The sequence below is a fragment of the Caulobacter sp. GW821-FHT09B08 genome (genome assembly GCF_059418225.1).
In genome coordinates this window covers 351,032-374,889 of the sequence record NZ_JBWKPL010000001.1, presented here as the reverse complement: position 1 = coordinate 374,889, position 23,858 = coordinate 351,032, and the positions used below count along the sequence as shown (strand labels likewise).

Annotated in this window: 17 protein-coding genes; 6 read left to right on the top strand and 11 right to left on the bottom strand. The window is 69.0% G+C overall.

All coding sequences use genetic code 11. From position 1 onward, the window contains the following. Positions 1 to 87 precede the first annotated feature (87 nt). From AC07OA_RS01740 to AC07OA_RS01725, 4 genes are read right to left on the bottom strand one after another with little or no spacing between them, the layout of a single operon-like run. Positions 88 to 1,515, bottom strand: coding sequence for an efflux transporter outer membrane subunit (locus AC07OA_RS01740; protein WP_494662036.1), 1,428 nt, complete (start codon positions 1,513 to 1,515; stop codon positions 88 to 90). Further along, positions 1,515 to 4,724 carry an efflux RND transporter permease subunit gene (locus AC07OA_RS01735; RefSeq protein ID WP_494662035.1) on the bottom strand — a complete coding sequence of 1,070 codons (3,210 nt, stop codon included), beginning with the start codon at positions 4,722 to 4,724 and terminating at the stop codon, positions 1,515 to 1,517. Before AC07OA_RS01735 ends, AC07OA_RS01740 begins: the two co-directional genes overlap by 1 nt. Beyond that, complete coding sequence (locus AC07OA_RS01730; RefSeq protein ID WP_494662034.1) at positions 4,721 to 7,858, bottom strand: multidrug efflux RND transporter permease subunit; 3,138 nt, start codon at positions 7,856 to 7,858, stop codon at positions 4,721 to 4,723. The genes AC07OA_RS01735 and AC07OA_RS01730 overlap by 4 nt, the downstream gene beginning before the upstream one ends. Before the next feature lie 9 nt (positions 7,859 to 7,867). Then, complete coding sequence (locus tag AC07OA_RS01725; protein WP_494662033.1) at positions 7,868 to 9,184, bottom strand: MdtA/MuxA family multidrug efflux RND transporter periplasmic adaptor subunit; 1,317 nt, start codon at positions 9,182 to 9,184, stop codon at positions 7,868 to 7,870. 371 nt (positions 9,185 to 9,555) lie between these two features. Between AC07OA_RS01725 and AC07OA_RS01720 the strand changes: the two genes are divergently transcribed. Further along, positions 9,556 to 11,679 (top strand): multicopper oxidase family protein, encoded by a 2,124-nt coding sequence (locus AC07OA_RS01720; RefSeq protein WP_494662032.1) that lies wholly within the window; start codon positions 9,556 to 9,558, stop codon positions 11,677 to 11,679. 181 nt (positions 11,680 to 11,860) lie between these two features. Here AC07OA_RS01720 and AC07OA_RS01715 read toward each other — a convergent pair whose 3' ends face one another. The 7 genes from AC07OA_RS01715 to AC07OA_RS01685 all read right to left on the bottom strand — a co-directional run bounded on the left by AC07OA_RS01715 (position 11,861) and on the right by AC07OA_RS01685 (position 18,978). Beyond that, positions 11,861 to 13,861 (bottom strand): sensor histidine kinase, encoded by a 2,001-nt coding sequence (locus tag AC07OA_RS01715; RefSeq protein ID WP_494662031.1) that lies wholly within the window; start codon positions 13,859 to 13,861, stop codon positions 11,861 to 11,863. Continuing rightward, entirely contained in the window at positions 13,858 to 14,580 is a 723-nt protein-coding gene (locus AC07OA_RS01710) for a response regulator (protein ID WP_494662030.1), read from the bottom strand. The genes AC07OA_RS01715 and AC07OA_RS01710 overlap by 4 nt, the downstream gene beginning before the upstream one ends. A gap of 192 nt (positions 14,581 to 14,772) precedes the next feature. Continuing rightward, a complete protein-coding gene (locus tag AC07OA_RS01705; RefSeq protein WP_494662029.1) occupies positions 14,773 to 15,000 on the bottom strand; it encodes a hypothetical protein in 228 nt (75 codons plus the stop codon). Beyond that, complete coding sequence (locus tag AC07OA_RS01700; protein ID WP_494662028.1) at positions 14,948 to 15,622, bottom strand: RNA polymerase sigma factor; 675 nt, start codon at positions 15,620 to 15,622, stop codon at positions 14,948 to 14,950. The genes AC07OA_RS01705 and AC07OA_RS01700 overlap by 53 nt, the downstream gene beginning before the upstream one ends. Positions 15,623 to 15,737: 115 nt before the next feature. After that, a complete protein-coding gene (locus AC07OA_RS01695) occupies positions 15,738 to 16,112 on the bottom strand; it encodes a flagellar protein FliS (protein ID WP_494662027.1) in 375 nt (124 codons plus the stop codon). After that, the gene (gene fliD / locus AC07OA_RS01690; RefSeq protein WP_494662026.1) at positions 16,099 to 17,799 is read right to left on the bottom strand and encodes a flagellar filament capping protein FliD; all 1,701 of its coding nucleotides are present in this window, start codon (positions 17,797 to 17,799) and stop codon (positions 16,099 to 16,101) included. The genes AC07OA_RS01695 and fliD overlap by 14 nt, the downstream gene beginning before the upstream one ends. 78 nt (positions 17,800 to 17,877) lie before the next feature. Beyond that, entirely contained in the window at positions 17,878 to 18,978 is a 1,101-nt protein-coding gene (locus AC07OA_RS01685; protein ID WP_494662025.1) for a flagellin N-terminal helical domain-containing protein, read from the bottom strand. A 401-nt stretch (positions 18,979 to 19,379) separates the two neighbouring features. On the opposite strand from AC07OA_RS01685, the gene AC07OA_RS01680 reads away from it, so the two are divergent. The 5 genes from AC07OA_RS01680 to AC07OA_RS01660 are packed head-to-tail and all read left to right on the top strand — an operon-like array spanning position 19,380 to position 23,858. Beyond that, a complete protein-coding gene (locus AC07OA_RS01680) occupies positions 19,380 to 19,664 on the top strand; it encodes a flagellar hook assembly protein FlgD (protein WP_494662024.1) in 285 nt (94 codons plus the stop codon). A gap of 12 nt (positions 19,665 to 19,676) precedes the next feature. Further along, a complete protein-coding gene (gene flgE / locus AC07OA_RS01675) occupies positions 19,677 to 20,954 on the top strand; it encodes a flagellar hook protein FlgE (protein ID WP_494662023.1) in 1,278 nt (425 codons plus the stop codon). Beyond that, positions 20,954 to 21,253 carry a hypothetical protein gene (locus AC07OA_RS01670; protein ID WP_494662022.1) on the top strand — a complete coding sequence of 100 codons (300 nt, stop codon included), beginning with the start codon at positions 20,954 to 20,956 and terminating at the stop codon, positions 21,251 to 21,253. The genes flgE and AC07OA_RS01670 overlap by 1 nt, the downstream gene beginning before the upstream one ends. 5 nt (positions 21,254 to 21,258) lie before the next feature. Then, positions 21,259 to 22,962, top strand: coding sequence for a flagellar hook-associated protein FlgK (gene flgK / locus AC07OA_RS01665; protein WP_494662021.1), 1,704 nt, complete (start codon positions 21,259 to 21,261; stop codon positions 22,960 to 22,962). Further along, entirely contained in the window at positions 22,962 to 23,858 is an 897-nt protein-coding gene (locus AC07OA_RS01660) for a flagellin (RefSeq protein WP_494662020.1), read from the top strand. Before flgK ends, AC07OA_RS01660 begins: the two co-directional genes overlap by 1 nt.

Genomic DNA, 23,858 nt, shown 5'->3' with positions numbered 1-23,858 from the left:
CATGGCCTCTCCGACATGTCTCCGGGGCCAAGCTTGGCCCACCCCCGGAGACTGTCTAGCAGAACTTCTCGCCGAGAGGTGGAGCGACTAGGAAGCGCCCACTTTCCAACCCCCGCCCAGGGCCTGGATCAGGGTCACCGCCGTGGTCTGGCGGGCCACGGTGGCGGTCAGCAGGGCGCGGCGGGCCGACAGGGCCGAGGCCTGGGCCGCGACGACGTCGGTATAGGCCACCTGGCCGGCCTTGTACTGGTTGAGGATCATCTGCTCGGTCTGATCGGCGGCGTCGGCGCTGGTCTTCAGCAGGGCGTAGCGGCGCTCCAGCACCTGGACGGCGGTCAGCTGGTTCTCGACGTCCTCGAAGGCGCTGAGCACGGTCTGACGGTAGTCGGCGACCGAGGCGTCGTAGGACGCGCGGGCCTGTTCCACCTGGGCCTTGCGGGTCCCGGCGTCGAACAGGGTCTGGGCGGCGGTCAGGCCCAGCGACCAGGTGTTGGCTGACGCCGAGAACAGGTTCCCCAGGCTGGAGCTGCTGGAATTGCCCGAGGCCGACAGGCCGATGGTCGGGAAGAAGGCGGCGCGGGCCACGCCGATGTCGGCGTTGGCGGCGGCCACCCGGCGCTCGGCGGCGGCGATGTCGGGGCGGCGCTCCAGCAACTCGGAGGGTACGCCGGCCGGCACGTCGGGCAGGCGGGCGGTCCAGTTCGGATCGGCGGCCAGCTTGAAGGCGCTGGCCGGCTCGCCGATCAAGGTGGCGATGGCGTTCTCGTAGGTCGCGCGGTCCTGGCGCAGGGTCTCCAGGTCCGCCTGGGCGCCGGCCAGCTGGGTGGTGGCCTGTAGCACGTCGGACTTGGGGGCGATGGCGGCGTTGTAGCGGTTCTGGGTGATGGTCAGGCTGCGCTGGTAACCCTCGACGGTCTTGGCCACGAGGGCGATCTCGGCGTCGGTCTGGCGCAGGCCCAGATAGTTGACCGCCAGCTCGCCCTGCATCGACAGCTTGGCGCCGGCCAGGTCGGCGGCGCTGGCTTGTTCGCTGGCCTTGGCGCCGTTGATCCCCTGGCGGATACGGCCCCACAGGTCCGGCTCCCAGCTGGCGCCGAGGCTGGCCTGGTAGCGAGTGGCGTTGCCCGAACCGCTGGTGGAATTGGCCGAGGCCGAGCCGCCGGTCTTGGTGGCCGAACCCGACAGGTCGATGGTGGGGAACAGGCTGGCGCGCTGCTCGCGCACCAGGGCCCGGGCCTGGCGGTAGTTGGCCTCGGCGGCGGCGATGGTCTGGTTGGAGACGTTCACGCGGCCGATCAGGGCGTCCAGCTGGGGATCGCCCAGCAGGGTCCACCAATCGCCCCGGTCGGCGAGGTCGCCGGGCGTGGCGACCTTCCAGCCGTCCAGGGCCTTGAACGTGGCGGGCAGGGGCGTGGAGGTCGGCAGGCTTGGCTTCTCATAGGCCGGGCCGACCGTGCAGGCCGACAGCAGGATCAGGGCCGAACCGGCGAGGGCAAGGTGCTTAGAGACGGACATCAGGCGGGCTCCGGGTCGGAGGGCATGTGGGACAGGTGGCGCTCGTCGCGCGCCTTGCCCCGCAGGCGGTCGAGATAGACGTAGACGACCGGGGTGGTGATCAGGGTCAGAAGCTGGCTGGCGATCAGGCCGCCGATGATGGTGATCCCCAGCGGGCGGCGCAGCTCGGCGCCCTCGCCGAAGCCGATGGCCAGGGGCAGGGCGCCCAGGGCCGCGGCCAGGGTGGTCATCAGGATCGGCCGGAAGCGCAGCAGGCTGGCCTCGCGCACCGCGTCGATGGCTGAAAGCCCGCGAGATCGCTGGGCCTCCAGGGCGAAGTCGATGATCAGGATGGCGTTCTTCTTGACGATGCCCAGCAGCAGGAACACCCCGATCAGGGCGATCACCGAGAACTCCATCTTGAAGATCAGCAGGGCCAGCATGGCCCCCACGCCCGCGGCCGGCAGGGTGGACAGCACCGTCAGCGGGTGGACGTAGCTTTCGTAGAGAATGCCCAGCACGATGTAGATCGCGATGATGGCCGCGGCGACCAGGAACGGCTGCTGCTTGTTCTGGTCCTGGGCGCTGCGGGCGCTGCCCTGGAAGCTGCCGTGCACGCTGGTGGGCAGGGCGATGTCGGCCTCGGCCTGCTTGATGGCCGCCTGGGCGTCGCTGAGCGACATGCCGTCGGCCAGGTTGAACGACACGGTGGTGGCCAGCTCGCCGTTCTGGTGGTTGATCGAGGTGGGGGTGGCGGCCTGGGCCACGCTGGAGATGGCGCTGAGCGGCGTCATCGGGGTGATCGCGGTGTTCAGGGCCGAGCCGGTCGAGGCGTCGCGCAGGGCCGGGTTCACCGCCGCGCCGCTTGTTGAAGTCGCCGCTGTGCCGCCGCTGGCGGCCGTCGGCACATAGACGTCCTTCAGCGCCTCGGGCCCGGTCGAGAACCGGCGGTCCCATTCCATGATCACGGCGTACTGGTTGACGTCCTCGTAGATGGTGGCGACCTGGCGCTGGCCGAAGGCGTTGTAGAGGGCGTTGTCGACGGCGCGGGGCGTGACGCCCATCCGCGAAGCGCTGTCGCGGTCGATGGTGACGAAGGTCTCCACCCCGTTTTCCGACTGGTCGCTGTCGACGTCGGTCATCACGTCCGAGCGCGCCTTCATGGCCTCGGCCAGCTTGGGCGCCCATTCCTTGAGGGCGGCGCTTGAGTCGCTGGTCAGGGTGTACTGATAGGTCGAGTTGGCCGAGCGCCCGCCCATCCGCACGTCCTGCACGGGGTTGAGGAAGACGCTGATGCCGGTGACCTTCTGCAGTTTGGGCCGCAGACGGGCGATCACCGCCGAGCCCTTCTCCTTGCGGTCGTCGGCCCCGTCGCCCAGGGGCTTGAGGTTGACGAACATGAAGCCGCCGCCGGCCCGGGCGCCGCCGGTGAAGCCCACCACGGTGTCGACGGCCGGGTCCTTGCGGATGATGTCGACCACCTGTTTCAGCTTGGACTGCATGACGTGGAACGACACGCTCTGGTCGGCGCGCAGGCCCGCTTGGATCTGGCCGCTGTCCTGCTGGGGGAAGAAGCCCTTGGGCACGGCCACGTAGAGCCAGGCGGTCATGGCCACCACGGCCACCAGGATCAGCAGCACCACCGGCTTGGCCGCCAGGGCCCAGTCCAGGCTGTATTCGTAGGTCTTGTGGATACGGTCGAAGCCGGCCTCGAACCAGCGGGCGATCCGGCCCTCCTTCTTGCCCTCCTTGGGCGGACGCAGCAGGTAGGCGCACATCATCGGGGTGGTGGTCAGCGAGATGACCAGCGAGATCATCACCGCCGCCGACAGGGTGACGGCGAACTCGCGGAACAGGCGCCCCACCTGGCCGCCCATGAACAGCAGGGGGATGAAGACGGCCACCAGCGAGACGCTGATCGACAGCACCGTGAAACCCACCTCGCGCGCGCCCAGCAGGGCGGCCTTGTGGCGGTCCATGCCCTTTTCGATGTGGCGGGCGGTGTTCTCCAGCACCACGATGGCGTCGTCGACCACGAAGCCGGTGGCCACGGTGATGGCCATCAGGCTGAGGTTGTTGAGCGAGAAGCCCAGCAGGTACATCACCCCGAAGGTGCCCAGCAGCGAGACGATGGTCGCCGCCGCCGGGATGAAGGTGGCCCGGGCGCTACGCAGGAAGGCGCTGACCACCAGCACCACCAGCACGATGGAGATCAGCAGGGTGACCTCGATCTCGTGCAGCGAGGCGCGGATCGAGTTGGTGCTGTCGCTGGCGACCTGGACATTGATGTCGCCGGGCAGTTGGGCGCGCAGCTCGGGCAGGGTGGCGCGAACGCTGTCGACCGTCTGGATGATGTTGGCCCCCGGCTGGCGGGTGACCAGGATGATGATGGCCGGCTTGCCGTTGAAGAGGCCCAGGGTGCGGGTGTCGGCGACGCTGTCGGTGACCTCGGCCACGTCCATCAGGCGCACGGGGGCGTCGCCGCGCCAGGCCACCACCAGGGGAGCGTAGTCGGCGGCCTTGCGCCCGCCGGGGCTGGTATAGACCTGGAAGCGCCGGCCATCGCCCTCGACCTGGCCCTTGGGACGGTTGGCGTTGGCCGACTGCACGGCGGCGCGCACGTCCTCCAGGGCGATGCCGTATTTGTTGAGCAGGAACGGGTTCACCGACACCCGCACGGCCGGCAGCGAGCCGCCGCCGATCTCGACGTCGCCCACGCCCGTCACCTGCGACAGGCGCTGGGCCACGATGTTGGACACCGCGTCGTAGATCTGGCCCGGGGTCTTGGTGTCGCTGGTCAGGGCCAGAATGATCACCGGGGCGTCCGACGGGTTCTGCTTGCGGTAGCTGGGGTTGGATTTCAGCGTGGCGGGCAGGTCGGAGCGGGCGGCGTTGATGGCGGCCTGCACCTCGCGGGCGGCGCCGTCGATATTGCGGTTGAGGTCGAACTGCAGGGTCACCCGGGCCGAGCCGGTGCTGCTCTGCGAGGTCATCTCGGTGACGCCGGGGATGGTGCCCAGCCGTCGCTCCAGCGGGGTGGCGACGCTGGAGGCCATGGTCTCGGGGCTGGCCCCCGACAGGTTGGCCGAGACCGAGATGGTCGGATAGTCCACCTGCGGCAGGGGCGAGACCGGCAGCACGAAGAAGGCCGCGATGCCGGCCATGGCCAGGCCGATGGTCAGCAGGACCGTGGCCACCGGCCGCTTGATGAAAGGCGCCGACAGGTTCATGACGGCGCCCCCGGGATCGGGTCGGGATCGGTCCGGTCGGGCGCGACGTGGTCGTCGACGTCGCGGTGAACGCCCTTGTCGGCCGGGGCCAGGCGGTCGAAGGCCAGATAGATCACCGGGGTGGTGAACATGGTCAGAAGCTGGCTGACCAGCAGGCCGCCGAAGATGGCGATGCCCAGCGGCCGGCGCAGCTCGCCGCCCTCGCCGAAGCTCAGCATCAGCGGGATGGCCGCGAACAGGGCCGCCAGGGTGGTCATCAGGATCGGGCGGAAGCGCAGGATGGCCGCCTGGAAGATCGCCTCGCGCGGGCTCTTGCCCTCGTTGCGCTGCGCCTCGATCGCGAAGTCGATCATCATGATCGCGTTCTTCTTGACGATGCCGATCAGCAGGATGATGCCGATGATCCCGATCACGCCCAGGTCGTTGCCGGTGATCCACAGGGCCAGCAGGGCGCCGACACCCGCCGAGGGCAGGGTCGACAGGATGGTCAGCGGGTGGATGTAGCTCTCGTAGAGCACGCCCAGCACGATGTAGACGCAGACCACGGCCGCCAGGATCAGCCACAGCTGGTTGCCCAGCGAGTTCTCGTAGGCCCCGGCCGCGCCCAGGAAGGTGTGGGTCACCGACACGGGCATGTCGATGTCCTTCATGGCGCCGCGGATGTCGTCCACCGCCTTGCCCAGCGAGACGCCCGGGGCGGTGTCGAAGCCGATGGTGGTGGCCGGGAACTGGGCCACGTGGGTCACCTGCAGCGGGGCGCTCTGTTCCTTGATGGTCGAGATCGCCGACAGCGGGGTGGGGCTGCCGCCGCCGGTCTTGAGGTTCAGCAACCCTAAGGATTCCGGCGCGGTCAGCAGGCCCGGCTTGGCCTCCAGGATCACGCGGTACTGGTTGGTCTCGGTGAAGATGGTCGAGACGATCCGCTGGCCGAAGGCGCTGTAGAGGGCGTCGTCGATATCGGACGCCGTGATCGAAAGCCGAGCGGCGGTGTCGCGGTCGATGTCGACATAGGCCGCCGCGCCCGTGGCGTTGGCGTCGCTATAGACGTTGCGGACGGACTTCACGCTGGCCAGCCGCTCGGTCAGCTTGGCGGCCCATGCCTTGACGGTGGCGGTGTCGGCGCCTTCCAGCGACAGGCGGTAGAGCGTCGGGCCGGTCTCGGCGTCGATGGTCAGGTCCTGGGTGGGCTGGAGATAGAGGTGAACCCCCGGCACGGCGGCGACGCGGTCGCGCAGCCGCTGCATGATCTTCTCCTGCGAGCCGCTGCGATCGGCCTTCAGGTTGACCAGCATCTGGCCGGTGTGGAGCATGGAGTTGTTGGCCCCGTCGACGCCGATGAAGGAGCTGAGGCTCTCCACCGCCGGGTCGTCGAGGATGGCCTTGGCGGCCTGCTGCTGCAGCCCGGCCATGCGGTCGTAGGAGACCGACTGCTCGACCTCCGTCCGCGCTTGAAGCTGGCCGGTATCCTGGGTCGGGAACAGGCCCTTGGGGATCACCAGATAGAGCAGGGCGGTCAGGGCGAAGGTGGCCAGGGCCACCACCAGGGTCGCGGTCTGGCGCTCCAGCACCCAGTTCAGGCCCCGCTCGTAGTGGTGCTCGACGCGCTCGAACACCGCCTGGGACTTCCTGGCGATCCGGCCCTGGTGCTCCTCGCCGGCCGACTTCAGCCAGCGGGCCGACAGCATCGGGGTCAGGGTCAGGGACACCACGGCCGAGATCAGGATGGTGATGGCCAGGGTGATTGCGAACTCGCGGAAGAGCCTTCCGACCACATCACCCATGAACAGCAGCGGGATCAGCACCGCGATCAGCGACACGGTCAGCGAGATGATCGTGAAGCCGATCTCGCGCGCCCCCTTCAGGGCCGCCTGCATCGGCTTGACCCCCTTCTCCAGGTGGCGGGAAATGTTCTCGATCATGACGATGGCGTCGTCGACCACGAAGCCGGTCGCGATGGTCAGGGCCATGAGGGAGAGGTTGTTCAGCGAGAAGCCCAGGAGGTACATCACCCCGCACGAGCCGATCAGCGAGATCGGCACGGCCAGGCCCGCGATCAGCGTGGCGCGCAGGCTGTGCAGGAAGAAGAAGATCACCACCACGACCATCACCACGGCCAGCAGCAGCTCCATCTCCACATGGTGGACCGAGCCCCGGATGCCGGTGGTGCGGTCGGCCAGCACCTTGACCTCCAGGCTCGAGGGCAGGGCCTCCTCCAGCTCGGGCAGCTTGGCCTTGATGGCGTCGACGGTCTGGATGACGTTCGCGCCCGGCTGGCGCTGGACGTTGACGATGATCGCCGGGGTGTCGTTGGCCCACGCTCCAAGACGCGTGTTCTCGGCGCTCTGCACGACCTGGGCGATGTCGCGCAGACGGATCGGGGCGCCGTTCTTGTAGGTGACGATCAGGCTGGAATAGTCGTCGACGGTCAGCAGCTGGTCGTTGGCGTTGATCGTGTAGCTGCGGGTGGGGCCGTCGAAGCTGCCCTTGGCGCTGTTGGCGTTGGCGCTTGAGATGGCGCTCTGCACGTTGGCCAGGGTGATGCCGTAGCTGGCCATGGCTTGCGTGTCGGCCTGGATGCGGATGGCCGGACGCTGGCCACCGCTGAGCGAGACCAGGCCCACGCCCGAGACCTGGCTGATCTTCTGGGCCAGGCGCGTGTTGACCAGGTTCTGCACCTCGGTCAGCGGCAGGGTGTCGGAGGTCACCGCCAGGGTCAGGACGGGCGCGTCGGCGGGGTTGACCTTGGCGTAGACCGGCGGGGCGGGCAGGTCGGCCGGCAGCAGGCTGTTGGCCCCGTTGATCGCCGCCTGCACCTCCTGCTCGGCCACGTCCAGGCTTTCACCCAGGTTGAACTGCAGGGTGATGATCGAGGCGCCGGCCGTGCTGGTCGAGCTCATCCGGGCCAGGCCCGACATCTCGCCCAGCTGGCGTTCCAGCGGGGCGGTGACGGTCTGGCTCATCACCTCCGGACTGGCCCCGGGGTACAGGGTCTGGATCTGGATGGTGGGATAGTCGACCTGGGGCAGGGCCGACAGCGGCAGCAGCTTGAAGCCGACCAGGCCTGCCAGGACGATGGCCGCCATGAACAGGGCCGTGGCGACCGGCCGCTGGATGAAGGGACGCGAGGGGTTCATGGCTTGGGCCTATTCGGCCTGCTGCCGGCGACGGCGCTCGCCGCCCTCGCCCTTGCCCGCGCCTTGGCCCTTCCCCGCGCGCTGGCCCTTGCCCTTGCCGGCCTGGCCGGGCAACTGAACCTTGCCGCCGTCGCGCAGGCGGTCGCCGCCTTCGGTGATGACTTTCTCGCCCACCTTCAGGCCGGTGGCGATCGACACCTGGGCGGTGGTCGAGGGACCGGCCGTGACCTTGCGCTTGCTGACGGTCTGGTCGGAATTCAGCACCCAGACGAAGGCGCCGTCGCTGCCCTGGCGCAGGGCGGTGGCGGGCACGACGACCGCGTTCTTGATGTTGTCCAGCTCCAGCCGGACATTGACGAACTGGCTGGGGAACAGCGTGCCGCCGGCGTTGGGGAAGCGGGCCTTGGCCTTGACGGTGCCGGTGCCGGTGTCGACCACGTTGTCCAGGGTCGAGAAGGTCCCCTTGTCCAGGGTGGTGGTTCTCGTCCGATCAAGAGCGATGACGGGCAGGGCCGCGCCGCTGTAGGCGCGGGCCGAGATGCGCGGCACGTCGTCCTGCGGGACGGTGAACTCCACGTCGATCGGCGAGACGGTGGTGATCACCGCCACCCCGGCCGTTTCGCCCGTGCCGACATAGTTGCCCACGTCCACCACGCGCAGGCCCACCCGGCCGCTGACCGGGGCGACGATGCGGGCGTAGCCGACGTTCAGGCGCGCGGTGCCGACGGCGGCCTTGTCGGCCATCACCGTGCCCTGCAGCTGCTTGACGGTGGCGGCCTGGGTGTCGACCTCCTGGCGGGCGATGCTGTCCTGCGACAGCAGGGTCTGGTAACGGGCCAGGGTGACCTGGGCGCTGGCCAGTTGGGCCTCGTCGCGGGTCAGGTTCCCCTGGGCCTGCATCAGGTCCATCTGGAACTGGCGCGGGTCGATCTGCACCAGCGGCTGGCCGGCGCGGACCATCTGGCCCTCCTTGAAAAGCACCTGGGTGATCACGCCCGACACCTGCGGACGGACGGTCACCGTCGCGGCCGGGGTCACCGTGCCCAGGGCCTCGATGGTCACGGGCAGGTCGGCCTGGCCGGCCACGGCCACCGCCACCGTGCTGGCCGGACCGCCGCGACGTCCGCCGCCGCCGCCGGGACCACCCGGTCCGCCGGGGCCGCCGCCTTCGCCGCCTTCGGTCTTGGGCGCGTGCATCAGGCTCCAGGCCAGCCAGACGATCCCGGCCAGCACCGCCAGGGCGATCGCGCCGCCGATGATCTGGGCCCTGCGGCTGACGGGGCGACGGCCCTGGCCTTGAGTCGAGGGGGCGGCGGGGTTGGTCATCAAGGCCTCGAGGCGAGCAGACGAAAGGGGCGGCGAACACTGACGCTTCCAGGGCAACAAACGCCACAGTGGGCGAAGGGATGCCTGGAAAGCGGCCCGCGTTCTCCCAGGCTTTCTTGGCCAGCCACGTTACCTCGGCATTTCAGCGCGGAAATGTGGGGCGAGCGGTTTTCGCCACATCGCCCGGGACGCGAAGCTCGGCCTTTCCAAGTCGCGCACGATGGGCGATAGTTCGCGCATAGGGCGTGTTTGAACCGCTCTCAACCTTATATCGGCGCGCCGGAACCGAAGCCTTCGAGCCTCGGGCGGCCGCCCGTCCGTGGGAATCAAGCGGCCGCGCCCCGAGCGGCCGCGATGGGGAGGCAAGGATCATGAAGGCTCATATCAAGACCGCTTTGGTCGGCGTGTCGCTGACCGCTCTAGCCCTAGGCGCTGGGATCGGGGCGGCCGGACCGGCCATGGCCCAGACGGCGCCGACGAAAGAGCAGGTGAAGGCCGCCCTGGAGATCGCCAAGGACAACGTCTTCGCCAGCCCGCCGGCGGCGGTGCCCGAGCGGGGCGACGACCGGCCGCGCCTGGAGCTGGCGCCCACCGTGCCCGCGGGCCTGGGCGAGGAGGGCGAGGACATCTATGTCGATGGCCGCCAGAACATCGAATACAAGTTCTCGATCGAGCTGACCGAGGGCACGATCCGCAACCCCTGGACCCTGGGCCTGGACAAGGTTCTGCTGCGTTCGTACCACGGCTCGAAGGTCGATCCCCGCACGCCGTTCCTGGCCCCGACCATCACCATGCAGCCGGGCCAGACGGTGCGGATCACCCTGGCCAACAACATCCTGGAGAAGGACAAGGACGGCAAGCCGCTGCCGGCCGCCAAGTGCGTGGTTCCGGACGGCGGGGTGAACGTCCCCCACTGCTTCAACGAGACCAATCTGCACGCCCACGGCCTGTGGGTCTCGCCGTCGGGCAACAGCGACAACGTGCTGATCTCGATCAATCCGGGCGTGACCTTCGACTACGAATACGCCGTGCCGTCCGACCACCCGGCGGGCACCTTCTGGTACCACCCGCACAAGCACGGCTCGACGGCCCTGCAGGTGTCCAGCGGCATGGCCGGCGCCCTGGTCATCAAGGACACCCGCATCCCCACCGCCGACAAGCCCGGCGACATCGACGTCCTGCTGCAGGAAGCCGACGGCAAGCCCTTCGAGGACAAGGTGGTGATGTTCCAGCAGGTGCAGTACGCCTGCTTCGACGACGCCGGGAAGATCCAGAAGTCCAACACCCCCACCGGCCAGCCCTGGGTGTGCAAGACCGACCAGTTCGGCGAGATCCGCGACTACGCCCAGCAGCTGAGCCCCAGCGCCAGCTGGAAGAATTCCGGGCGCTTCACCTCGATCAACGGCCGGGTGCAGCCGGCGGTGGACAAGCTGGTCTCCGGCCGCTTCGAGCGCTGGCGGCTGGTCCACGGCGGCGTGCGCGAGGCGGTCAATTTCCGCCTCTTCCCGATGAAGGCGGGCGCGCCCAACTGGAACACCGTGCCGGCCCAGGACCAGGCTGCCTTCATGCAGCGCTACTGCGCCGGCCAGGCCCTGCCGATGTGGGAGGTGGCGGTCGACGGCCTGACCCGCCAGGAGGTCTACAAGACCACCGAGGCGCGGCTGCAGCCCGGCTATCGCGCCGACCTGCTGGTCTATTTCCCGACCGCCGGCAACTACTGCATCGTCGACGGGGCCAGCGACGCCCTGGGCAGCCCCAGCCTTGTGCCCGAGCCGATCAAGCTGCTGGGCGTGGCGGTGGTGGACCAGGGCCAGGCGGCCACCAATCCCGACGCCCTGCTGGGCGCCCTGCTGTCGCGCGCCGCCACCCGCAACATCAAGGACCCGGTGGTGCAGAAGACGGTGCTGGACGACCTCAACGCCGGGCTGAAGCTGTCGAAGTTCGTCTGGCACAAGACGATCGATCCCAAGGAGCTGAACTCCAAGCCCCAGCGCCTGGCCTTCAACATCGACACCAAGCCGACCCCGGCCCTGTTCGAGGTGCTCAATCCCGACCTGCCGCCCGGCGAAAGCGGCCCCTACAAGCCCGACCGGATCGACCGCAAGGCCGTGCTGGGCGAGGTTCAGGAATGGGATCTGACCTCGGACTTCGCCTCCCACCCGTTCCACATCCACGTGAACCCGTTCCAGGTGATCGAGGTGCTGAACAAGGCGGGCGACCCGGTGACCACCCCCGGCACGCCGGCGTTCGATCCGGACTATGCCGGGGTGCTGAACCAGTGGAAGGACACCCTGTTCGTCAAGCAGGACTACAAGATCAAGGTCTACACCCGGTACGAGCGCTACATCGGCGAGTACGTCCTGCACTGCCACATCCTCGACCACGAGGACCAGGGCATGATGGCCAATGTCAGCATCGGCATCCCCGACGGCCTGGGCGGCCGCGCCGAGGCCCACGGGCCGGGCGGGGTGATGCATGATCACGGGGGGAAGTAGGGAGCTTCCCCCTCCGCTCCTACCGCCGTCATTCCCGCCCTTGTGGCGGGAACCCCTCTGTCCGCCGCAAGGGCAGAGGGGTGGCGCGCCAGCGCGCCAAGGCAGCGCACTTGCGGGCTGAACCAGGGGTTCCCGCCACAAGGGCGGGAATGACGGCCATTAAAGAGGGCGGTGGGAGATCCTACTCCGCCGCCTGCAACCGCTCCGGCGGCGCCAGCACCGCTCCGCCCGCCAGTGGCAACCGCACCTGGGCCAGCAGGCCGTGACCGGGCAGACTAAGGCGGATGTCGCCGCCGTGGGCGCGGACGATGGAGCGGGCCGAGCTGAGGCCCAGGCCCACGCCCTGCTTGCTGGAGGTGCGGGCCTCGACGCCGCGATAGAACGGGGTGAACACCCGCTCCAGCTCGTTCGCCTCCAGGCCGGGGCCGTCGTCCTGGATCTCGACCACCGTCTCGTCGCCCTCGACGCTCATCCGCACCCGGGCGGTGTCGCCGTACTTCAGGGCGTTGCCGACCAGGTTGGCGAAGACCCGTTGCAGGCCCAGCACCGAGACCTCGACCTCGGCCGGTTCGCCCGGCTCCAGGGCGACGTCGGCGCCGGTGACCTCGGCCTCGTCGATCACGCATTCCAGCAGCGAGCGCAGGTCCACCCGCTGGCGGGCGCCGGCCTCGGCGTCCTCGCGCATGAAGGCCAGGACCGAGGTGATCATGGCCTCCATCTGGTCCAGGTCCTGGCCGATCTCGCGGCGCAGGGCGGGCGAGGCGCGCTCCAGGCGGAAGCGCAGGCGGGCCAGCGGCGTGCGCAGGTCGTGGCTGATGGCCCCGATCATCGCCGTGCGGTCGGTGATGTAGCGGCTGAGGCGCCCCTGCATGGCGTTGAAGGCCCGGGCGGCGCGGCCGATCTCGGCGGGGCCGTCGGCGACGATCACCGGCGAGGCCGGGTCACGGCCCAGCTGCTCGGCGGCGGCGGCGAAGCCGGCCAGGGGCGCGGCCAGGCGGCGGGCGAAGATCCAGCCCAGCGGCGCCACCACGGCCAGCGACAGGGCGAACCACATCAGCACCCGGCGCTGCCAGCTGTTGGGGAAGGCCTCGGGCTGCGGCCGCAGGGTCACCCACTGGTCCGGGCCCACGCGCAGGGCGGCCACGAAGTCGCCCTCGATGAACGGCGGCGGAGCGAAGCCGAACAGGCTGCGGGCGGTCGGAGCGGGCAGGGGGCGGCCGGGGACGTCCGGCTCGGGCGCGGCGGCGCGGGCCGGCGGCGGGGTCTGGACGACGGGCGCGGCCGGGGGCGGCTCGGCCGCGACGACGGTCCGGGCGGCGGCGACAGGTGCGGCGGGCGCCGGCGGGGTCGGCTCGCGGGCCGCGGCGTCGGCCACCGGGTCCAGCGGGGTCGAGACCGGAGCATCGCCGCGCAGCGACGGGGGCAGGACATAGACCGACGACGAGCGGAACGGCGCGGAGAACAGCGGGTCGGTCCCGCGCCCGGACCGGTCGGACGAGGCGAAGGCCGCCGAGCGGTCGAAGGTCCGGCCGCCGGCCCCATTTCCAAACGCCCGCTGGCCGCCGGTCTGCATCTGGCGCATCGCGGCGGCGCGGCCTTGGAAGCCGCCGCCCTGGAATCCGCCAGGCGCGGCGCCCGGCGGGAAGCTCCCGCGCATGGCCGCGCCCTGGCCGCCGAATCCCTGATCGGGTCGCGCCTGGCCGAACATCGGCCCGCGCGGGCCCATGGCGCCGGGCGGTGGCAGGGTCTGGGCCTCGGCATAGGTGGTGAAGAGCATCAGGGCCATGGGCGGATGGCCCGGGCGGCGGCTCTCGGCGCCGGCGAACGGCGGCGGGGCGTAGAACAGCAGCCGCACGTCCTGGCGCGGCACGTTCAGCAGGCGGGCCAGGTCCGCGCTGGCGGGCTCGGAGGCCACCCAGCCGGGGCTCTGCAGGCTGGGGGGCTGGGTCTCGACGGTGCGGACCAGCGGGCGGTCGTCATCGCCCTTGGCCGGGGCGCCGCGCAGGCCGGCGGCGATGTCGGCCAGGGTGTGGTGCATGGCCGGGGCCGGGGGCAGCAGCAGGGTCAGGCCCAGGGTCACGGTCTGGGCCACCACCAGGCCGGCCAGCAGCAGCGCCATCACCTGGACGGCGATCGGCGGGCTCGGCCACCGTCGTTTGAAAAGGCCCCCCGGCCTGGTCATTCCACCGTGACCTTGGCGTCCAGCATGTAGCCCATGCCGCGATAGGTGCGGATCAGCGGTTGGTCGGACTGGGCCTCGATCTTGCGGCGCAGGCGGCTGATGTGCAGGTCGATGCGGCGGCCGAAGGTCTCCACCGTCTCGCCGGCCAGTATGGTCAAGAGCTCGTCGCGCGACACCACCGAGCGGGCGTGGTCGACCAGGGTGGTCAGGATGGTGAATTCGCCGGGGGTCAGCAGCAGCAGCACGCCGTTGGGAGCGGTCAGCTGGCGGGCGGCCGCGTCCAGGCGAAAGCCGGCGAAGGCGCGCACGTCGCTGCGGGCGCCGCTCTTGCCGCCGGCCCGGCGGCGCATCAGGGCCTTGACCCGGGCCAGCAGCTCGCGCGGCGGGATGGGTTTCACCACATAGTCGTCGGCGCCCAGCTCCAGCCCGACGATGCGGTCGACCGGGTCGCCCAGGGCGCTGAGCAGCAGGATGGCCGGACCGTCGGAACCGGCGACCTGGCGGCACAGCGACAGGCCGTTCTCGCCGGGCAGGTTGACGTCCAGCACCATCACGTCGACCGGCCGGGTCTCCATCGCCTCGCGGGCGGCGGCCACCGTGGCGGCTTCGCGCACCGCATAGCCCTGGCTCGACAGATAGGCCGCCATTTCCTGGCGCAGGACGTCGTCGTCCTCGACGAGAAGGACGTTGGCGGTGTCGGCGGTCGCGGGCTGGATCATGGCGCTGAGCATACGCGCAGATTACGGCCGCCTCGGGACCTTCGCCATGGGCGAAAAGTCGCGGACCGTCGCTTTTTCAAGGTTTTAGGCGTCTAGTCGGTACCGTTTTGTATCGTTCGGAAACATTTCCGCAGCGAACTGAAATATTGCCGCGATTTCGCGCTCGGGCCTGAAACAAAGCGGTCCGGCTGTTCATCCGTCCCGCTCGACGCGGCCCAGGGTCGCGTCGACCAGGGCGTCGAGATTCGCCCCGTCGTCACCGAGGATATCCAGGTCGTCGGCCGTGGCCTCGGCGAACAGGGTCACGGCCTCGTCGCTGGTGGCCAGCAGGGCGACGGCGGCGTCCGCCTCGTCGGGCGGCCAGCGCTCAAGATCGGCCCCCAGGCTGGCGAGGCTGGCTTTGAACCGGGCGATATCCATGGCTACAGATCTTCTTCTGTCTCTGGAGATTGGTCTTCAGCGCGGCGCGCCCCCGCTTGAGGAGCGACCGCACCGCCTGTTCCGAGCAATCCAGACGGTCGGCGATTCTACCAACGTCCAGCTCCTCGAAATAGAACATCGTCAGGGCCTGGTTCTGGCTCGCCGGCAGGCGGTCCAGGGCCAGGCGCAGGCTCTTGGCGCTTTCCATCCGCTCGAGGCGGACATGAGCGTCCTCTGGGGCGCCTTCGGGCCGGGCCGCCCGCTGGTCGGCGTCGGCCAGGCGGGTCAGCGTCTCCTGCGGCTCCGGCGAGGCCTGGGAGACCCCGCGCAGCGAGCGGCGCCGGTCGATGGCCTTGTTGACCGTCACCCGGTGCAGCCAGGTCGAGAACCGCGCCTCGGGCCGCCAGTCCAGCCGCGCCTTCCACACGGCCACGAACACCTCCTGGGCCACGTCCTCGGCCTCGTGCGCGTCGCCCAGCACATTGAGCGCCAGCCTCCGCACCATCCGCATGTGCCGCTCGACCACTAGGCGAAAGGCGCCGGGTTCGTCGCCGGCGCAGGCCAGGAACAGGTCTTCGTCCGAGCGGCTGTCGGCGCCATCGATGTTCGTCGAACCAGGCATTGTTTCGGTCCAAATCAGAGCGTGTCTGAAAATGGTACAGGCAAAACATGGGCCAGATTTCAAATAACAACGATAGTAAAACTAGCTGATACTCAAGAGATACATTTTGTTCGTACTATTCGTAACCTCTGAGAGATTTGCAGAAAGGTTGGAGAAGGTCGAGAGATTTTTGATACGAAGGCGACATACTGCGCTGGCGGGAGGCTTCAGTGAGCATTTCCAGCAACGAACGGTAAAACCGGCGAAGCATCGCGCCGTCCTGGCCGGCGGCCGAAAAGTCCAGGCTGGTCGACAGGACCATCAGGATCTGGGTCGCGCGGGCGACGTGGCGGCACATTTGATCCAGCGCTCCGGCCTCGTGGGCAAGCTTTGCCGAGGCGATGGCGCCGTACAGCGCCTCGTGCACGGCGGCGAGCACGTCGCGCGGGTTCTGGTTGAGATTGCGGGCGGCCGCGTAGGCTCCCAAGGCTTTGGCGTTAGCTGTCGTCATCGCTGCTGCTGGCTCCGAGAATGGCTTTGATCTGCTGTTGAAGAAGCTGGGCGGCCGACAGCTCGCTCTCCATGGTCGCGTACCTGGCGACCAGCTTGGTGCGGTAGGCTTCGGCGTCGGTGCGGATGTCGTCGGCCTTCGACGCCAGGTCGGTGTCGATGGTCTCGAGGCTGGCGATCTGGGTCTGGATCGTGCCGTTGGTGGTGTTGGCGAAACCGCTGAGCAGGCTGGTGATCTGGTTGGCGAAGCCCTGCTGCACCTTCACGGCGATCGCGCCGGTGGTGGCGGGCGATAGGGCGAAGGACAGGCCCTCGTAGATCGTGCCCTTGGCGCCGGTGATCAGGCTGCCGGCCACGGTGAAGAGGCCGCTCTTGCCGCCCACCGTCACGCCGGTGATCGCCCCGTCCACGGCCGTGACCTCCAGGCTGAAGTCGAACGACTGGGTGGTGGCGTTCTTCATCAGCTTCAGGCCGGCGTTGTCGCTGGTGAAGCTGGTCTCGAAGAAGCCGGCGATGCTGGAGAGGTTGGTCAGCAAGAGGTTGTCCAGCGTGGTCTCGCTGGAGAGCTGCAGGTTGTTGTTGGCGTCGAAGGTGATGCCCAGGTCGGCCAGGTTGGCGACGTCGCCGCCGGACGAGGCGGGCGAACCGGAGAGCAGGGCCGAGAGCTGGCGGTTGGCGTCGCGCAGGATGCTGTCGGCGAACAGCACCGCGTCCTCGGGCACCGTGCCGTCCGAGCCGACGGTCTGGTTGGTGACCACGAATTCGCGCAGGGCGTTGTAGGCGTCGATGAAGCCGGTGATCGCCGTCTTGATGTCGTCGTAGTTGGCCTCGACGTCGAGCGTGATCGACTGGCCGGTGGTGGTGGTCTGCAGCAGCGAGATCGACAGGCCGGGCACCACGTCGGTCAGCTCGTTGCCGTCGCTGGTGATGGTCTGCTGGTCGATGGTGACGATGGACGGCTGGGCGGCCTGGAGCTGCGAGGCGAAGGCGCCGGTATCGTCGGTCAGGCCCAGGCCAAGCGCCACGTCGTCGCCCGAGGTGGTCCCGACCGTGATGGCCTGGTTGGTGTTGGTGGTCGACAGCACCAGCCGCGCGCCGGTCCCGGTGTTGATCACCGTGGCGGTCACCCCGCTGGTGGCGGTCTTGGCGTTGATGGCGGTCGACAGGTCGTTCAGCGTCATGGAGGCGGTGACGGTGATGTCGACGGCCGTCCCGTCGGCGGCGGAGAGCGACATCACCCCGTCCAGGCCCAGGGCCGTCTTGGCCGAGGTCTGGGTCGCGGAGGCGACCTTCTGGGCCTTGGCCAGCTGGGTGACGGTGATCTCGTAGGAGGCGGCCGTGGCGTCGCTGTCGGCGCTGACGGCCAGCACGCCCGTGGCGTCGGTCCCGTCCGAGGCGGTGAGATAGGCCTGTTTCTCGTCGAAGGCGTTCGTGCTGGTCGAGATCGAGCTGTAGGTCGAGGAGGCCAGGCTCGACATCGAGTCCGACACCGCCTGCAGCAGGGTTTGCAGGGTCTGGTAGGATGAGATCTTGGTCTTGTTGGCCGTGACCTTGGCGTCGATCGTGTCGGCGCGGGCGGTCTTCTGGGCCACGGCCGCGTCGATGATGGCGTCGGTGTCCAGGCCCGAGGCCGTGCCCGTGACGTAGGTGGTCGAACCGGACGTGGAGACGCTGCTGGTCGTGGTCATGACGGACCTTCGCGCGAGCCTTCAGGGTGAATGGGGAAAAGCGGCGGGAGGGCCAGGGAACCCTCCCGCCCAGGTTTGCTACTGCAGCAGCTTCAGCAGCGACTGGCTCATCTCGTTGGCCTTGCCGAGGGCGGCGATGGCGGCGGAGGTGAGGGTCGAGGCGTTGGTGTAGTTGGTCTGCTCGGACGCGATATCGACGTCCGAGATGGCCGACTTGGCCGACTGCAGGTTCTCCAGGGAGGTGGAGATCACGTCGCCGCGGTACTCGAAGCGCGACAGGGTGGCGCCGACATTGGCCCGGGCCTCGGAGACCTGGGTGATGGCGGCGTCGATCGCGTCCATCGCCGTGGCCGCCGAGGCGGCGCTGGTGATGGACGTGGCGTCGATGCCCAGGGACGCCGTATCGGCGGCCTCGAGCTTGACGCTGATCGTGTCGCTGCTGGAGGTGCCGACCAGGAAGTCGACGCCGGCGCCGTTGGTGTAGGCGCTGGTGCCCGTGCCGGCCGTGGCCGTCCAGGTGACCGTGTTGACCGAGTCGGCCAGCAGGTCCTCGGCGGTGGCCTTGGCCGTGCCGTCGGCGTTCAGCAGCAGCTTGCCGTCGGCGTCGACATAGTCGCCCACGTCGACGGTGGTCGCCGTGCCGTCGGCCAGGTAGCTGACGGCGCCCAGGCTGGTGTTGCCGGTCTCGACCTTGAAGTAGTCGGTGTCCAGGTCGCCCGGGCTGGCGGCCGTGCCCAGCGTGGTCGCCACCGAGGTCCCGCTGGAAGACAGCAGGGCCACCCCGTTGAAGTTGGTCGTCGACGCGATGTCGTCGATTTCGTCCTTCAGCTGGGTGTATTCGGCGTTGATGTAGCTGAGGTCGTCGGTGCTGGAGCTGCCCGACTGCGCCTGGGCCGTCAGCGACTTCATCCGTTGCAGGATGTCGGCGATGTTGGACAGGGCGCCGTCGGCCGTGTTCAGCACCGAGGTGCCGCTGGTGACGTTGGTGGCGGCTTGGTTCAGCACGGTGATGTCAGCGTTCATGGACGTGGCGATGGCGAGACCCGACGCATCGTCCTTGGCGCTCACGATCCGCGAGCCGCTCGACAGCTTGGCCAGGGATTCGCTCTGCGCGGCGCTGTTTGTGTTCAGGTAGCGCAGGGCGGTGTTGGCCGCTGTGTTGGTTGAGATGACAGGCATTTTCTAATCCGGCTCTCTTCTTGAGGCCGCCCCGGACGACCCGGCGCGGGAAGCCTTCCGCCGTTCTGCGCGGCCAGGCTTCGAGAGCGTTGAACGGGGCGCGCGCGGCGGATGGGGCGGTTTATTTTCGCCGCCCTCCACGCCCGTCATCCTCGGACTTGTTCCGAGGACCCCTCTGTCGGCTGGTTTGCCGGTCGAAGAGCGGTCGCGGCCTCACCGCTCCACGGATTGTCCTTCTTCTCGGCTGAACCAGGGGTCCTCGGAACAAGTCCGAGGATGACGGGCGTAGGGGGCGTGGAAACGGTCCGACAAGCGGCCCCAAAAAAACACCGCCCCATCCGCCCCGCACCCTCCGTTGAACCCTGCGAACGGCGCCGCCCGGCGTCACCGGAGGGTTTCCAATGACCGCCATCACCTCGACCACCAGCGCCGCGACGACGGCCACGACCTCCAGCGCGTCCAGCTCGCTGGCCCTGGGCACCACCGATTTCCTCAAGCTGCTGATGACGCAGCTGACCAACCAGAACCCGCTCGATCCCGAAGACCCCACCGAGTTCACCAGCCAGCTGGCGACCTATTCGGGCCTCGAGCAGCAGATCAGCATGAACCAGACGCTGACGACGATGTCGGACAACATGTCGTCGCTGCTGACCCAGGTTCAGCTGCTCGCCTCCGGCCAGAGCTAAGGGGCGGACGCGATGAGCCTTTCCTCCGCCCTTTCCACTGCGGTGTCGGGCCTGTCGGCCCAGAGCCTGGCCCTGGCCGCCATCTCCGAGAACATCGCCAACGCCTCGACCACGGCCTACAAGACCAAGGAGGTCGACTTCCAGTCGCTGGTCACCGGGGCCATGGGCTCGGCCAAGTCGACCAGCTCGGTGGTGGCCAAGTCCAGCCAGGCGCTGAGCGTGGGCGGGGTGATCTCCTCGACCGCCACCTCGACCAATGTCGCCATCGACGGCGCGGGCTTCTTCGTGGTCTCGGCCCACCCGGGCGACACCTCTTCGGACTTGGTCTACAGCCGCAACGGCAGCTTCTCGACCGACGCCGACGGCTACCTGGTCAACAGCGAGGGCTATTACCTCCAGGGCCTGCCCACCGATGCAGACGGCAACGTGCTGGCCAGCAACGCCAGCGACCTGTCGAGCCTGCAGGCGATCAATTTCAACTCGATCGGCGGCACGGCCAAGGCCACCCAGAACGTGACCATGTCGGCCAACCTGCCGGCCGACGCCACGACGGGCCAGGCCTTCACCACCAGCATGGAGGTGATCGACAGCCTGGGCGTCAGCCACACCGTGGGCCAGACCTGGACCAAGACCGGCGACAACACCTGGTCGCTGGCCCTGGCCAACCCGACCCTGACTTCCGACACCACCACGACCTCGGGGGTGATCTCGCCGTCCACGGTGACGGTGACCTTCAACACCGACGGGAGTCTCGCCTCGACCGATCCCTCGCCGGTGGCCCTCGGCATCGCCAGCTATTCGACGGGGGCGGCGACCAGCGCCATCACTCTGAACCTGGGCGCCGCCGGCGGCACCGACGGCCTGACCCAGTTCGCCTCGACCTCCTCGACCCTGTCGATCACCCCGACCATCGAGCAGGACGGCGCCAACTACGGCGAGCTGTCGGGCGTGACCATCGACGCCAACGGCCTGGTCACGGCCAATTTCGACAACGGGGTGAGCCTGGCGATCTACCAGATCCCGGTCGCCACCTTCAGCAATCCCAACGGGCTGACCCACGTCTCGGGCACAGTCTATGACGAGAACACCAACGCCGGCCAGGTGCACGTCAACCTGCCGGGCGACGGCAGCTCCGGCACCCTGGTGGCCAGCGCCCTGGAGGGCTCGACCACCGACATCGCCACCGAATTCAACAAGATGATCATCGCCCAGCAGGCCTATTCGGCGGCCTCGAACGTGATCTCCACCACCAAGGACATGTTCGACACCCTGATCCAGGCGGTGCGCTGATGGACACCATCGAGCGCCTGCGCCTGCGCGCAGAGCACGCCCGCCGGGTGGGCGGCGACGCGCCGCTGGTCACCACGGTGGAAGAGGCCCGGGCCCTGGCGCGCGGCGTGGCCGAAGGGCTGGCCGCCGCGCCCGAGGCCGATCGCCTGCTGCTGCTGTCCAGCCTGCACGAGGTGCAGGCCGCGCTCGACACGCGCCTGTCGCGCCTGGACGCCGAGATGACCGAAGGTCGCCTGCGGATCGCGGCGGTCAATCGCGGTCTCTCCGCGCACCGCTCCTACCGTCCCCGCAAGGACTGACCGCCATGTCGCTGTCCTCGATCATCGGCGCGGCGGGCTCGGCCCTGACGGCTTCGCAGACCCGGATCGCGGTGGCCAACCTCAACGTCGCCAACGCCGACGACGCGACCTACAGCCGCAAGTCCGTCACCAGCGCGGTCAGCACCACCACCCAGACCCTGTCGGACGCCACCATCCTGCGCGTGGCCGACAGCTATCTTTCCAAGACCGTGCTGAAGACCGCCGCCGCCGCCGGGGGCGACGCGGTGACCGACAGCTACATGCAGTCCGACGACGCGGCCCTGGGCTCGACGGCCAACGGCGACGATGTCTCCAGCCTGCTCACGGCCTTCGCCACGGCCCTGTCGGCCCTATCGTCGGGCGCGGACGCCACCAGCAAGGCCCAGCTGGTCTCCGACGCCTCGTCCCTGGCCAGCGGGATCAAGAGCCTGTCGGGCGAGGTCCAATCGCTGCGCACCCAGGCCAATAGCCAGATCGAGACCACGGTCGGCACGATCAACAGCTCGCTCAAGACCCTGGCCTCGCTGAACAGCCAGATCGCCACCGTCTCCGCCCAGGGCGGCGACACCACCAGCCTGGAAGACCAGCGCGACGCGGCGCTCAGCACCCTGTCGGGCCTGATGGGCGTTTCCAGCTACCTCACGTCCGACAACCAGTTGCGGGTCTACACCACCGGCGGCGACGCCCTGCTCGGCACCACGGCCGCCACCCTGACCTACACCGCCTCCAGCACCCTGGGCGCGAGCGCGACCTATCCGGGCTCGATCTCGGGCATCCTGCTGAACGGCAAGGACATCACCTCAAGCCAGACCACCGGCGAACTGGGCGCCCTGGTCACCCTGCGCGACACCACCCTGCCGGCCCAGCAGGACCAGCTGGACGCGATGGCCTCCACCCTGATCGCCCAGGTCAACGCCGTGACCAACGCCGGTTCGTCGGTCCCCGCGCCCAGCAGCCTGACCAGCTCGGGCGCGGTGAGCGCCGGCGACGCCCTCTCGGTGACCGGTACGCTTCGGGTGGCGGTGACCGACTCCAGCGGCAAGACGGTGTCGAGCCAGGACCTGGACCTTTCCGCTTACGCCACGGTCGGCGACTTGGTCACGGCGCTGAACGGGATCAGCGGTCTGTCCGCCGGCATCGGCTCGGACGGCAAGCTGACCATCGCCGCCACCAGCAGCGCCAACGGCGTGGCCCTGGTCGACGACGGGGCGGGGATCTCGGCGAAGTTCGGGTTCAACGACCTGTTCACCGGCTCTTCGGCCTCGACCATCGGCGTGTCGTCCAAGCTGACCAGCGACGCCAGCGGCCTGCCGACGGCGGCCCTCTCGATGACCTCGATCCTGGCGACCGGCGACCTGGCCCTGGCCTCGGGCGACAGCACCATCGCCGACAAGCTTTCCAGCCTGCTGAACACCTCGGTGTCGTTCGCGGCCACGGGCAGTCAGTCGGCCAAGACAACGAGCCTGGCCTCCTACGCCTCCAGCTTCGTCTCGAGCGCGGCGACGATGATCGCGGCCGCCGCCACCCAGAGCGCCAATTCCACCGCCGCCAGCGAGGCGGCGACCTCGCGCCTGCAGAACCTGACGGCCGTGAACATCGACGAGGAGCTGGCCAATCTCACCACCTACCAGAGCCAGTACGAGGCCAACGCCCAGCTGATCTCCCTGGCCAAGGACCTGTTCGACACCCTCGTGAGCATGGTCAGCTGATGCTCAGCCGCGTCGCCACCTTCGCCCACACCAGCCTGATGACGGCGGCCAGTCTGAAGGTCCAGGCCAAGCTGGCCGACCAGCAGGCGCAGACCGCGTCGGGCCTCAAGTCCCAGACCTACGGTGGCATTGCGACTAGCACGGCCAGCGTCCTGACCCTGGGCAACCAGAGCGCCCGCCTGACCGCCGACAACACCGCCGCCTCTTCAGCCTCGGCTTACATCCAGGCGGCCTATTCGGCGGTGGGCGAGATCGCGGACCTGGCCACCACCATTAAGACCCAGCTGGCCTCGATGATGAGCAGTTCCACGCTCGACGCCGACACGGCCGGCCAGTACGCGGCCGACTGGCTGACCGACCTGCAGGCCCTGCTCAACAGCCAGCAGGGCGGGACCTACCTGTTCTCGGGTCAGGCTGTCGACGTCGCGCCCGTCGACTTCTCCGCCGACGGCTACGACCCGACGGCTGGGGCGGACACGTCCTACTACGGCGGGGCGGCGGCGGGGCGGACCTATGTCAGCTCGGAGGGAGAGCGGGTGGGGCTGTCGGTCTCGGCTGACGCCTCGGCCTTCGAGCAACTGGCCCGGGCCATCGCCACGGTGGCGGCCAATCCCACCGACCCGGACGCCATCGCCGACGCCTACGCCCAGGCGGGCACGGCCCTGACCGGCATCGGCACCCTGCAGGAAACCATCGCCATCCAGGCCTCGTCGCTCGACACGATCACCAGCCGCAACGAGGCCAAGATCGACGCCATCGACGCCCTGGTCACCGACCTGAAGGGCGCGGACCTCACCCAGGCGGCGGTGCTCACCACCCAGTACCAGACCCAGCTGGAAGCCCTGTTCTCGATGATCAGCACGCTCTCGTCGCTGAGCCTGAGCAAGTATTTGTAG